Source organism: Agrobacterium vitis (assembly GCF_013426735.1).
GTDB lineage: Bacteria > Pseudomonadota > Alphaproteobacteria > Rhizobiales > Rhizobiaceae > Allorhizobium > Allorhizobium vitis_D.
In genome coordinates, this window is the sequence record NZ_AP023273.1 from 130127 (window position 1) to 144608 (window position 14482).

The window sequence follows — 14482 nt, forward strand, 5'->3', positions numbered from 1 at the left end:
TCCTTGGATTACGCCGGTTTGATGGAAATGCTCATCGACAGCGCCTCATAGATACGCAGCCGATCATTGAACAAATCGGTATCGGCAATCACCACCAGACCCTCGCCTTCGCGGCGGATTTCCTTGATATGCACTTCCAGGCCCATGCGCTTGTCAGTGCGCAGCAATTGGCCGCGATAGCGCCAGTTGACCGGCACGCCGACCGCGATGCCGAAACGTGGATTGGCAATCCCCGCGTCCAGACCGGTGCGGATGGCAAAGAGCTGCATGGCTTGCAGGATGGCCTCCAATCCCAGTGATCCGGGCATGACCGGGTCGCGATGGAAATGGTTGGTGAAATACCATTCGCCCGCATCAATCGTCCGCTCGCCCTTGACATAGCCGAGGCCGAATTTACCACCCTCGCGCACCAGGCTGGCCTGATGCAGCAACCGGAACCGATGGCCGGGCGGCAAGCGCCAATGGGGCTTGTCCGCTGTGCCGGCGAACAGATCGGCGGAGGCCGGGCTCAGAAGGTCAATGTCCTCGGCTTTCGTGCTGTTTTCCTCCAGCCAGAACTTGCTGAGTTTGCCCTGGTCAAGGCCAAGCTGGTTTTCCAGCGCCCGCTTGGTGAAGTAGCCGAAGGAAGACTGGCCCTGATAGAAAGGCTGGCCATCGACCTTCAGGTTGAAGTCGAAGTTTTGCAAGATCGAATCCGTCACCATAGCATTGCTGAGCAGTTTCTGGCTGTGGCGGATCGTCGTGCCGCGCACATCCGGGTCGGACAGATAGACCGCCGTGCCATCCAGATTGCGTATCGAATATTCCTTATCGGGATATTTCAGGGTTGGCCCCAGCGCATAGCCATTGAGAATGGCCGCCTGAAGCGCCGATTCCAGCACCACGAAATTCGGGATATGCGGATGGCTGTTTTCCTGGAAATACCAGCTGTCGGCAGCGGCATCATATTCCGTATCCATCACGGCACCGGGGACCAGCTGGCCGCGCGTGCCTGTTGTTTCCAGGCAGCGATCAACAAACTGGAAGCAGCCGTTGGGAATATGCGGCGCGCGCAATTCCTCACCATAAATGTTGAATTCCGGGCCGAGACCAATGCGCAATTCGCCCTTGGCGGCGTGGTGCATGCTCATTTCATTGAGCACGACCTTCTCACCGCTCTTGGTCTTGCGTCCGCTGAACCAGGTCGGATCGCCAAAGCGCGGCTCAACCGAAACGCCGGGCTTTTCCACCACCTGCAAGCCGAGATTGGACACCCGCACCAGCGGCTTGCCATGCTCGTCATAGATCAGCACATCGGCAATCACATAGGGACGTGGCAGCAGAGCGCTTTCCTGAATGAACAGCTTGTAATGCACCTTCTTCACGTCAGGGGTGATCTGGCCGCGGACCGTGATCTGCATTTCGCGGTGAGTGACCGGCTCAAACACCCCATCGGCAAAGCATTGATGCATGCCATTGGCGATCAGATAGACCTTGAGAAGCTGGGTTGCACCTTCGGCAATCAGCGAGCCCGGCAGGACCGGATCATCAACAAAATGCGAGGTATAATACCAGCCATCGGCGTCAAAGCTCTTCTCGGCCTCCATGACATAATGTTCGCCCTGCCAGGAGCCGATATCTGTGACGCGGTCGATCATCAGCAGCATTTCGGGCGGCAGGCGAATGGAGCTGCCGCTTTCCAGATGCTGCGAACCGGGGCCAAAGATCTCGCCGATCCGGCCCTCGGACAGCGCCACCAGATCGGATTTTTCCAGCGTGTCGCGCACCCGTGGCAGAAGGGGTTTGACAAGGGTGAGCGGGGCTGCGGGAGGCTGCTTGATGACCACACCGCCACCAGCATTCAGCTCGTCCTCGGTGAAGAAACCGGCGCAACCGCTGTGCAATTGCAGCGCCAGTTCGCCATCGACATAGCCGTCATAGCGGAAGAAGAACAGCAGGCCATCGCCCTGCCAGACGAACCGGTCGATGGTGATGTCAAAGCGCAGCGTGCTGCCCGCCTGCGGCAGGCGACCGTAAAAGCTCAACCGCCCATCCAGCAGCCGGTATTTGCGGACACCCTTGTTCTTGAAATCAATGCCCAGCAGCGCGACCAGCAACAAATCGGACTGACCGGATTCCACCGCGATGCCTGGAGGCATCTGGCCGTCAATCAGATACCAGGCGTCGGCTGGAACATCATATTCTGTGGTCAGCGTGCAAGGCTTATATTCGCCGAACTTTGCATCGACCTTGGTGACGCGCGACACGAAGAAATAGGGCGGCGCTGGCAGACGAACCCGAACCGGATAATCATCGATTGGCGCAAATTGCGCGCCCAAGGCATCGGCAACCTTGCCGCTGGCAAAGGTCAACAGATCCTGTTCATCCAGAAACCAGCCCTTCTCCTGCTTTTCACGGGCGCTGGCAGGCAGCGCGGTGGCCACGGCAACAAGTGCTGGTACGCGCACTGGCGCAGGCGCAATGGCGACAGGCTGAGGTGCCTCGATCTCCAACACCGCAGGCGCGGCATCAATGGTTGCCGGTTGGGACAGGCTACGCTGACCCGGCCGTACACTGTGTGACCCATTTCCATGTGCCCCATTTCCGGCATGCTCACGCCAGATCTGCACGAGGTCGGATTGGGTTTGCAGGAACGTTTGATGGCCGAGGCGCTGGCGCTGCAAAAAGGCTTCGACAGCCTGGGCGATCCGCTGAGACTTATCCTGGCTGATGGTAATATTCTTGGCCATGAATGGTTGATCCGCTTCGATAGGTTTCGGGGAAAGAGATGGAAGACCGGGACTTGGTCTTGCTGGCTGATCGTCCGGCTGGATTTCGTCTTGGGTGTCGTCGTCTTGGGTGTCGTCATCCAACAATTCGTGAACCAGGCTGGTGCCTTCGAGGATGAAGGCTGCCGTCGGTCCCCAAGCAATAGACCTTGCTACAGCGCTGGGCGTGAATGGCAGCGCCACAACGGGTTTGGTTTCCAGCGGCCTGACCGTTTCACTAGCAGTTGCGCGCAGAGCGGCACCACCCGGTTGCAGGCTGATGACCGTTTTGGAGCGCTCGGCCTTCACCCCAGGCACCAGGCTGGTAAGATCGACCCTGACACCGTGAGAAACCAGCCGGGCCAGAGCCGCAAGCAGGCTGCGCCCATCGTCAGCCCCGCGCTGGTTGAGATTGATTGACAGATAATCCCGGCCTGTGAGGCACGAATTCACCCAGCGACTGCATGTGGCCGAAGGTCCGCATTCGATGAAGATCCGGTAGCCATCGTCATAGGCCATATCGACCAGCCGAACGAAATCCACCTCGGAGCACATCACATCGGTAATGGTCCGGGACAGGCCCTCGCGGCTGAAATCCGTCATCCGCCCATAGGTCGAGGTGGTATAAAGATGCAGATTGTCCGGAGGTGCTGTGGTCGGATGATCGTGCAGGGAGGAAATCTGGTGCGCCACCCGTTGCAGCAACGGCACATGCAGGACATGCGAGACCGGGCTGCGATAGGCGGAATAGCCATCCAATTGTTTGACCACAGCCGTCACGGCTGCGGGCAGACCGGCAATCACCACTTCCTTGGGGCCATTGACATGGGTGATGAACACATCGGCACGGGGGGCAATCGCGTCGCGCACCGTCTCCACCGGAGCAAGCAGAACATAGCTGGACCAGACCTGATTGTCGCGGACCTCAGGTCCGATACCGAATGTGTCGCGCACCGCCTGACGGGGACCGCCAATCGAAGTTTCGAACAGTGGCAGGTCGTTGCGCAAGCCATGCTGGTCTATCGGCCAGATGCCATTGGCAAACAACATGCTCACTTCGCCCATGGAATAGCCAAGCGCACCATGAGCCTGCACACCGAACTGGTCCCGCAGCAAGGCGGTATACATCAGGGCAAAGCCGACGCCGGTTTTCATCATCGCCGCGATGTCCTGCTGCATCCCGGCTTCGGTCTGCATCAGTCGTACAGTCGCGTCCTGACCCGGCTTGTGGCGCGGATAGAGCTGGTCATGGCAGAGCGTTGCTGCCGGATCATCAACGAATTGCTCGAAAGCGCGCAGGCTGTCCGGGTAACGACGCAGCAATGTACGTCCCAGATGTGGATAGCTGTTGAAACCGCCGGGATACATGAAGGCGATCTTGCCCTCTGCGCCCTGGGGCCGGTCGGTAAAATAGCTGCCCGCTGGTGTCTGGAACTCCACCCCTTGGCCTTCACCCAGGAATTTCTGCGCCTGACGCGCTTCGGTCAGCAATTGCGCCGGGTCTCGACCGGACAGAACCAATACCCGTGCACTGGGCTTTTCACGAAGATTGGCCAAGGCTTCGGTTTGCAATGCCTGCCATGGCGTTCCCTGTTCAAGAGCAGCGATGACCGTGCCCAGAACACCCACCAGGGCTGCCCGGCTCTCGGCTGCGACCGGCAGGAAGGGCGGATAATCCGCTTGCGGCTGGCGCAGGGTTTCCACCACCGCTTCGCTGAGACGGAAGGCGGCGTAGCTGCCGAACGGTCCGGCAGCGCCCACGCCAGCCACAAGCGGACGGCTTCGTTCCTGGCGGGTCCACGGCACGCTTTCGGCCAGAAGCCCAAGCCCGGCTTGTGCGACGGCGACCGTCAAAGGCTGGTTCACCGCCGCATTCAGCCAGGCCGGTGGCGTGGCCGGAAGATAGCGGCCCGACAGGCATAGCGCCGCCCGGATCAACGCCGCCATCGGCTGGGCAACCTTGCAATGGCCGCTCAAATGTTCAACACCGCAGACAATGGCGCCGGGAGCATGGGTGGCAACCGCCGCCAGTTCCACACCATCGCCGCCGATCTGCCCAGCCATGTCGATCAGATCGAGACGATGACCATCGGCGATGGTCGCCAGCGCCACCGCGACGGCACTGTCCTCACCTTTGCCCACATGACGGATGGAGATGTGATCGAGAACCGCATAGGGTGCAGCACTTGCGCCCAAACCGGCGGGAGCAAGCAGGATTGCGCCCGCACCATCGCCTAAGGATTTGGCGGTTTGTGGATTCGCACCAGGAGTCCCGGCCTGTTCCAGCGCATAGGCTTCCAGCCCGGCATTAAGATCAACCGCGACGATCAGCGCTGCTTCCGCCTTGTCATCGGCAATCATCAACCCGGCCTGTTCAATGGCATAGGCAACGCCCAGCATACCGGCAGACAGGGTGAAGACCGGTCCGGTGAAATTCCATTGCGAGGCGATGCGGCTGGCGCAGATATTGCCGATATAACTGGTGATTTCCGTGGAGCGCAGCGGCCCCAGAACAGCGCGTTTGCAGGCATCGATCAGGCCTTGGCGTTCATCCTCACTGAGGTGAAGACCTTGGCCCGCCAGCGCCTGGTCAATCCAATCCGGCACCAGCGTGCGGCCACGGCGCAGATGGGCGCTCAGGTCCAGTTCCAGCACCACCAGCACAGCCACCGGGCGGGCGGAGCGCTTTTCGCCGATATGGCCATAGCCAGCATCGGACAGCGCCTCATTGGCCACCTTCAGCACCAGTCCCTGCTGGGCGTTGAAGGCTTCGGTTTCCGCTGGCGGAATGCGGTTGCGCAGAAAATCGATATCATAGGCATTGATCGCAGCCTGAGGCGGTGCATCGGCAGCCACCGTAGCGCCACGCCAGCGGCGGCTGGACGGTTCCGCCCAGACGGGTTCCCCGCCGAAAGACGCCGCTTCAAAGGCCTGGAGGCTGGCGGCATTGCCGTAATGGGCGGCCATGCCCCGGATTTCCAGCGGCGGCGGTTGGAGGATTTTTGTAGCGCCATTATCTCCTTGCGTCCGTTGCCCTGAGAACGTCCGGTCATCGGAGACGATCATATGCGCATTGGTACCGCCAAAGCCGAAGGCAGAAATGGCCGCATGACGCTTGCCAGCCTGTGTCGGCCAGCTCTGGTTTTCGACCACCAGCCGCTGCTCCATGCCCGGCGCGTCCATGCTTTTTTGCAGTTTTCCAATGCCGGGCGTCGCCGGAATGGTGCCTTCCTGCATGGCCAGGATAACCTTGGCCAAACTGCTCATGCCTGCCACGGTCAGAAGATGGCCGACATTGGCCTTGACCGATCCGATTAGCGGGAAGTGCTGCTTATCCGCGCCGAAAAAGCGTTGCAGCGATGTCAGCTCTGTGCGGTCGCCAAGCGGCGTGCCGGTGGCATGGCATTCAACGTAATCGATCTCTTCAGGCTGCACGCCGGTACGGGCATAGGCGCGCTGATAGGCCAACCGCTGGCCATCGGCATTGGGGACAAGCATATGCTGACCGGTGCCGTCATTGGACAGGCCGACACTTTCAATGACCGCAAGGATCACGTCATTGTCGCGCAGCGCATCTTCCAACCGCCGTAGCACGACGACGCTGGCACCCTGCCCCGTGACGATACCATCCGACGTGCTGTCGAAGGGCTGGCTGACACCATTGTTGGGAAAGGCACCCAGATCGCCGAAGGAGACATGGATCAGCCAGGGATCCGGCAGGCAAACACCGCCCGCCAGCATGGCATCGGCATGTCCGCTCCGCAGATAACTGGACGCAAGTTCGATGGCGTAAAGGGAGGAAGAACACGCAGCATCAAGGCTGAAGCTTGGGCCGCCGAGGCTCAAGCCGCGTGTCACGGCATAGATGCCATCGGCGCTGAGCACACCATGCTCGGCAGGCGGTGCCGTCAAGGACGTGTCCACCAACGTCCCGGGCGAAAGCCCGAGACCGTCTTCCAGCCCTGCGGCTATTTCCCGCTCCCAAACCGGGACAACGGCATTGTTAGAGGCGAAGGTCGGGAAGGTATAATTACCAAGCACCATGCCAACCCGGCCAAGATCGACCCGCTCGCCAAGCCTGCTGGTCTGCAAGGCTTCTTCGGCAACCCGCCGGGCCAATTGCCAAGGCAGATCGAGGCCGTCGCCGCCTTCATCTGCAAGGCCCTTGGTCACCTCGTCCAGATCGACGAAGCCCCCGCGGAGCCAGCGAACCTGATCAACATCCTCCTGACCATCCCTGAGATAGAAAGGGTCGATCCGGAAGTCTTTGACCCCGCCCGTCGAGCGGGAGTCGTTTTTTGCAAGGAGGTTGCGCCAGTAACTATCCAGGTCGTTGGCACCCGGAAAGCAGAGCGACAGGGCGGTGATCGCGATGCGGCTCATTTAACGGCCTCGACGGATTTTGATCCCTGCGCGCCAGACGGTGCCTCGTCACGCTTGACCGTGGTTGCCACCAATTGCATCTGCAAGCGGCCATCAAGGTCATAGCCGGTCAGTTCCCAATCCAGTTCCTGGGCGCGGCTGGCCTTGAGGCGAGCGGCAATCAGCCAATCCGATCCCGGTTCAGGACGGCTCGTCAGCGTCGCCGATCCAAGCCGCATCGGCAGGCTTGGGCTATCGGCTTCCAGCCGCGTTGCGGCCAGCGCTGCTTGCAGGACCGCATCAACGGAGACAGCATCGAGCAATGTGCTGTCAGCAAATCCGTTCAGCGCCGCACTATGGATGGCAGCTGGCTGGGCGATGCGGAACAGGTAGCTCGCGGTTTCCAGCTTCCTGTAGGTCTTGAGCATTTGCAGGCTCTCACCATGGAACAGCGTGCCATCAGAATAAAAGCCATTGGCAGGCGTCGAGGGTTCCAGCGACGGCAGAGCTTTGCCCGGCTGTGGCGACATGAAAGCGGCCTTGCGCAGCAGGATATTGTCCGCCTTGTAGCGTGGGCGACCAGACCCATCGGCCAACATCACATCCAGCCGGATGGTTTCATCCGTCTCGGCGCGGAGTGCGCTGAGCGACAGTTCGAAATCACCGCGCCAATCCTTGTTGATGACAAGGCCGTTCAACACGTTGAACTGATCGAAGCCCGAGAATGTCCAACCTGGAAGCAGGCTTTCCAATCCATCCGCAACGAGGCCAAGCACGAAGGCGGCGGGAACGACGGGACGTCCCTTGATCTGATGATCGGCCAACAGCAAGGACTTCGTCCAGTCGTGACCGCTGAGCGCCAGCCGCCTTGGTGCCTGTGGCAATTCGGCAAAGGGGACGAAGCGGGCATTGATAGGCTTCAACCCACCCACCAGTACCGCGCCGGTTGCTGGCAGAGGCATGGCGGTTTCCCGGGCAAAGAACTGGCCGCCGATATCGCGTGGGATGATCGGAACGCCGCGTTTCATGAAGATATCGCGGATTTCCGGTGTGACCATGCCGCCAAGCCACGGACCCCAATTGATCGCCCGGACATCGACGCCCTTCACCGATTGGCTCGCGGCGAAACGGTTGAGCATTTCATTGGCCATGGCGTAGTCGGCCTGACCTGGATTGCCAAACAGACCGGCAACCGAGGAAAACAGCAGGACGCGGTGGAAGGGCTTGCCTGTCAGCGCCTTAATCAGACCGGCCAGACCGAAAATTTTCGGTGTAAAGACACGGTCCATTTCACTGATTTTCTTCTGAGCAATTGCCGCATCGGCAAGCGCGCCAGCCCCATGCACAAGGCTGATTTTCGCCGCCTTCTGAATTTCGGGGTGATCGCCAAGGCTGGAAATCGCCGGAGAGGAAATATCGAGCGACAGATAGCTGGCATGGCTGCCGAGCTTTTCCAGTGCGGCCAGCAACTGGCGGATTTCACGGCCCGCCAGAACCCCACGCACTGTCTGATCGATCAGCTTTGGTGTCACTGGCGCTTTCCCTTCGCGCAATGCGGCAAGGGCTCCACCCTTCAATTGCGCGTCGGTTTCGAGACCCGCAGCCCAGGACGGTTCGGCTTCCAGGGCGGAGCGACCGAGTAGGAGGAAGCGACGAGGAGCGGCAGAGGCCAGGGCCAACACGCAATCGGCTGTCACACCCCGGGCACCACCGGTGACGATGAACAATTCATCGGGATCGGCGACCGTCACGGCATCGCTGGAGGAAATCGCCTCGATGGAGGGCTTCCAGCGTCCCTGGCCGTCAAGACCGATTTCGGTGATGCTATGGCGGGCATCGAAGACTTCCTGCACCAGCAGATCGGCAGCAGCAGCATCTTCGATCTGCGGCGCGATATCGACGGCGCGGGCAAAGATATGCGGTGCTTCAGCGGCATAAGTCTTGACCAGGCCGGACAAGGCACCGGATGCCACCGTTGCAAGGCTGCCATCCCGGTAGCCGAGGGCTCCATCCATCCGCGACAGGGTCATGAACACCGTGCGCCCCTGGGAAGCCCGCGCCGTGAGCGGCGTGATCGACAGCTTGGCGAGCAGCAAGGCCCGTTTCAGCCAGAGGACCGATGCGTCGCTTTCAGCGCCGGGAAGCGCGTTGTCGATTGTCTTGGGATGAACATAGATCACCCCATCCCAAGGACCCTGAGCTTCGAATTGCTGCTTCAGTTCGGCCTCGTCCTTGCCAGCCGCCAATTGCGGACCAGCCTTAGAGGAAACCTTGCCTTCGAACCGCAGCCAGACAGCCTCGATACCCTTGCTTTTCAATCCCTTCTGAAGGGCAAGGATCAGGGCATCATCGGTACCGGTCAGTAGAAATTTTGCCCCCTTCTGAAAAGCCTGCTGCGTCACCAGATCGAGCGGAGCTGGCAAAAGGGTGACGACACCGCGCCCGATCAGATCGTCACCATCCTTAAAAGAAGCGAGAGCTGCCTCTTTCTGCTGGGGTTCCCCAGCGTTTGAAGCCTCACCTTCAGCAAGGGTCAGAATTTGGGCCAAGGTGCGCAATTCACCCATGCGATCAGGCGAAAGTTCCGCCATTTGCGGCAAGCGTTCTTTCAAGGCGCCGAGAATTTCCACACGCTTGATCGAGTCGATGCCGAGATCTGCTTCGAGGTCCATATCCAGATCGATGACATCGGTTGGATAACCGGTCTTTTCACTGACGACGGCGAGAAGTGCTTCGCGGACAGCGCCAGCGGGCAATCCGGCAGTTTCAGGAACAACCGTCTGTGTCGGAGCGAGCGCCGGGACAGGTACTGCCACGGAGGCAGCAGGCGCATCAGCGACAGCACCCTCAGTGGCCAATGCCAGAATTTGGGCCAGCGTGCGCAATTCACCCATGCGGTCAGGCGAAAGTTCGGCCATTTGCGGCAGACGCTCTTTCAGCGAGCCGAGAATTTCCACACGCTTGATCGAGTCGATGCCGAGATCGGCTTCGAGGTCCATGTCGAGATCAATCACATCGGCGGGATAGCCGGTCTTTTCGCTGACGACAGACAGCAGGGCTTCCCGCACGGCTCCGGCCGCAACAGCAGGAGAGATCACCGCCGATACGGGAGTAGCGATAGAGACGGCGGCGGGCTGTGCGACCGGAGCAGGAGCGACGGAACCGGCGAGTTCGAGGATTTGGGCCAGCGTGCGCAGCTCACCCATGCGATCAGGAGAAAGCTCCGCCATTTGCGGCAGGCGCTCTTTCAGCGAGCCGAGGATTTCCACGCGCTTGATCGAGTCGATACCGAGATCGGCCTCAAGATCCATCTCGAGATCGATGACATCAGCGGGATAACCGGTTTTTTCACTGACAACCGCCAGCAAGGTTTCCCGGATGGCTCCGGCCGCGACAGCCGGGGCGAATGCCGCTGGTGTCGGGGCGACGATGGACGCAGCAGCGTGCTGCGCGGCCGGAGTGGCAGAGGCTTGAAGCGCCGGGGACGCAGAGCCTGCCAGTTCGAGAATTTGGGCCAGCGTGCGCAGCTCACCCATACGATCAGGGGAAAGCTCCGCCATTTGCGGCAGGCGCTCTTTCAGAGAGCCGAGGATTTCGACGCGCTTAATCGAGTCGATACCGAGATCGGCTTCGAGATCCATGTCGAGGTCGATGACTTCTGCCGGATAGCCGGTCTTTTCGCTGACGACAGCCAACAAGGTATCGCGGACAACCGCCGCTGGCGCAGCGGATGCAGCAGCAGGAGCCGCAGCCGGCGCGGCAACAGGCTTTGCAGGGACAGGAGCCGGCGGTGCCACGGAAACCGGTTTGGCGGCTGGGGGCTGAACTGGAGTGGCGACCGGCTCAAATGCCTTGGCTGTGACCGCCGGTTTGGCTGCGGCAACAGGTGCGGCATGGGCGACGGCGGTTTCAATCATCCGTTTGACGGGTTCATGCCTTGCAGGCTCATGCTCGACCGTCCTGACGCGGGCGGCTGGCAATTCGCCCTGACCAAGAAACAGGCTGGGCAGGCTGCGCATGAATTCACGGTGGGTGAGGTTGGTTTCCTCGTGGATCTCGCAGAGCATATCGACATGTGCGGCGCTCAACTCGCTGGCATTGTGCACCAGGGCTTGCAGGGCGCTTTGCTCGAACTTGAGATATTCGCGATGCAGTTCGCCATTGGACCGCGCCAATTCAGCGACGATATCGCCGCCACCGAGAGCCACAGCTGGCTCGGACGAGGATTCATTCTTCAGGATGGACATGGATTTCTCCGCAAATGAAGATCTGGAGGCAGGCGCCGTCAGGGCAACGGCTTGTTTGGGTGCCAATGGCTCGGACGGCTTTTCCACGGATGCCGCTTTTATTGAAGGCGCCGGGGATGATGCCGGAACGCCGAACGCGACATTTGCAGCGACTGGCTTTGCTGGTTCCGACCGGACAGGTGCTGGGCCAGCAGCCAGCGGCTTTGCGGCGACAGGCTGTGGCGGCGTGGGAACCGGTTTAGGGGCAACCACAACCGGATTGGCCAGCGCCTTGGCAAAGGCCTCCTTGCGGGACGGTGACACGTAATTCATGCCATTCAGATTGATCTCACCCTTCTTGGCCGGAGCCTCGATAAGGCCTTCGGTCCCGACCGGGCTTTCAAGTGCAATACCGGCAACCGCCAGATCCACCACCGCTTCGATAAGCCCGGCATCCGCCTTGTCCGGCTGACCATGGTCAAGCGCAATTGCCAGGTGAGGCCGGTCGCCGAGAATATCGGCGGTCATTTTCGACAGCGTCGAGCGCGGGCCGAACTCGATGAAGACGCGGATGCCATCGGCATACATCTGCTCGATAATCTTGATGAATTCGACAGGCTCGCGCAATTGCCCCTTGAGTTGGGCGGCAACATCGGCAGCCGATGCAGCATAGGGCTTGCCATTGCGATTGGCATAAACCTGGATCTGCGGCACGGCAAAACTGGTCTGGTCGATCCGCTCGGCAAATGCCGTGACGGCACCTTCGACCTGCGGCGTGTGAAATGCCCCGGCAACATTCAACCGGACAAAGCCGATGGAAGCGGCCTTGAGGTCGGCCTCGAATTTCTCGATGGCCTCGACCGCTCCGCCAACCACGGTCTGCTTCGGCGTATTCAGATTGCAGAAATGGACGCTGCCCTTGGTGGCGGCAATCAGGCTTTCCAATTGCTCACGCCCGGCCTTCACCGCCGTCATCGTGCCAGCGCCGTCGCCGGTTACAGCAGCCATGGCATCGCCACGCGCCTTGGCCAGACTTGAGAAATCGGCATCGCTCAAGGCCCCAGAGGCCCAGAGCGCTGTCAATTCGCCGAAGCTGTGACCAGCCACTGCTTCCAGCTTAAGGCCGAGATTTTGCAGCCAGCGATAATGACCTGCCGACAGTGCGCCGATTGCCGTCTGGGCATATTGCGTGCGGCGCAAGGCCTGTTCCTGTGCCTTGCGATCCGCATCATCAAAAGCCGGGATCGGGTACATCACCTGGCTAAGGAGCTGGGCGCCGTCCTTGGCAAACAAAGTATCGGTGGCACCGACAAAATCGCCGAGCGCCGGAATGGCAACCGCTGCCATGCGGCCCATATTGGGATGCTGCGACCCCTGCCCGGCAAACAAGCCGGCCAGCTTTGCGTTTTCAAATGCACTGGGGCGGAAAGTGATGCCCTTTGGATGACGCCATTCGGCTGTGGCCGGACGGCTGTCGAGCAATTGGATCGCTTCACTCAACAAAGCGCGGCGGCTGGTCTCGTCTGCGGCTACAAGACCCAGACGCGGATGTTTCGCGGGGATTGAAACGTCGAAAGGCCAGGCCCCCTCGTCTGTGGCGGTGAGAAGCTCTTCACAACGCTTGCGCAAAGCAGCGACAGTCGGGGCTGCGACGACGATGGGTCGTGGCAGGACGCTGCGCAGCTTCGGTGCCTTTGCGGTCTGTGGTGCTTCCTCAAGGACCAGATGGAAATTCGTGCCACCAAAGCCAAAGGCGCTGACGCCAACTCGGCGCTTGGCGGTCTTTGGATCGCGGAACCAAGGACGAGCCGTGGAATTCAAGTACAGCGCCGTCTCGTCCAGACCCAGCTTGGGATCGGGCCGGTTGATGTTGATGGTTGGGGGCAGGACGCCGTGCTGCAAGGCAAGTGCTGCCTTGATGGCGGAAGCCGCGCCCGCCGCTGCCTTGGTGTGACCGATCTGCGATTTGACTGAGCCGAGTGCGATGGGCGAAGAAGACCCGTCATTGTCCCAGCTTTTCAGGAAAGTCTTGAGACCATCTACTTCGGTCGCATCGCCAACCGCCGTGCCGGTACCATGGGCCTCCCACAGATCAACATCATGGGGAGAGATGCCCGCCTGCTGATAGGCACGTTGCAACGCCTTGACCTGTCCGGCGGCGCGCGGTGCGTAAATGCTCTTGAACTTGCCATCGCTGGCCGAACCGAGCCCCTTGATCACGGCATAAACCTGGTCGCCATCGCGCTCGGCATCTTCCAGCCGCTTCAGCAGCATCATGCCGATGCCTTCGCCGATCAACGTGCCGTCGGAGTTCTCATCGAACGGCGAAATCACCCCCTTCTTGCTGAAGGCGGGTGTCTTGGAAAAGCACATATACATCAGGATGGTGTTTTCGGCATCGCAGCCGCCGGTCAGCATCATGTCGGCGCGACCGCTGTGCAGCTCATCGATGGCCATGCGCATGGCCGCCAGCGAACTGGCGCAGGCCGCATCCACGGTGCAATTGATGCCGCCAAGGTCAAAACGGTTGGCGATGCGTCCGGCGACGACATTGCCCAACATGCCAGGGAAGGAGTTTTCCTCCCAAGGCGCATAGGCAAGCTTCAGCGTCTCGACGATATCGTCAACCTGGGCCTTGGGAAGGCCCCGGCTCTCGAGAACCTTCTGCCACAGGGGATATTGCAGGCGTGAGGTCAGCGGCGTCACCAGCGAATTGGCGCCGGTAATGCCGAGTACGACGCCGGTCTTTTCACGGTTCAGCTTGGCATGTTCGTAGCCCGCATCCAGAAACGTCTGTTTGGCGACACTGAGGCTGAGGATCTGGAGAATATCGGTGACATCGAGTTGAGACGGCGGCAGACCGAACTCGACAGGATTGAAGGCCGTTTCAGGAATGAAGCCGCCCCGGCGCGCATAGGTCTTGTCAGGCGTTGAAGGATTTGGATCGTAGTAATCGGAGATTTTCCAATGGGTCTCCGGTACATCCTTCAGGCAATCCTTGCCTTTGACAATATTGCTCCAGTATTCATCAGCATTTTTTGCTTCCGGAAACAAAGCTCCTACGCCAACAATTGCGATAGGAGAAAAGACATCATATACGCGCTGCGAGAACCCGTCCATTATTCGGCCCCTTCCAAAAGGTTTTCG

At 60.3% G+C, this 14482-nt stretch carries 2 protein-coding genes; both read right to left on the reverse strand.

Going from position 1 to position 14482, the window contains the following annotated elements; genetic code table 11:
- Window positions 1-8: 8 nt before the first annotated feature.
- Entirely contained in the window at window positions 9-7130 is a 7122-nt protein-coding gene (locus H1Y61_RS18105; protein ID WP_180574941.1) for a beta-ketoacyl synthase N-terminal-like domain-containing protein, read from the reverse strand.
- The gene (locus tag H1Y61_RS18110; protein WP_180574942.1) at window positions 7127-14455 is read right to left on the reverse strand and encodes a type I polyketide synthase; all 7329 of its coding nucleotides are present in this window, start codon (window positions 14453-14455) and stop codon (window positions 7127-7129) included. The genes H1Y61_RS18105 and H1Y61_RS18110 overlap by 4 nt, the downstream gene beginning before the upstream one ends.
- Between the last annotated feature and the right edge of the window lie 27 nt (window positions 14456-14482).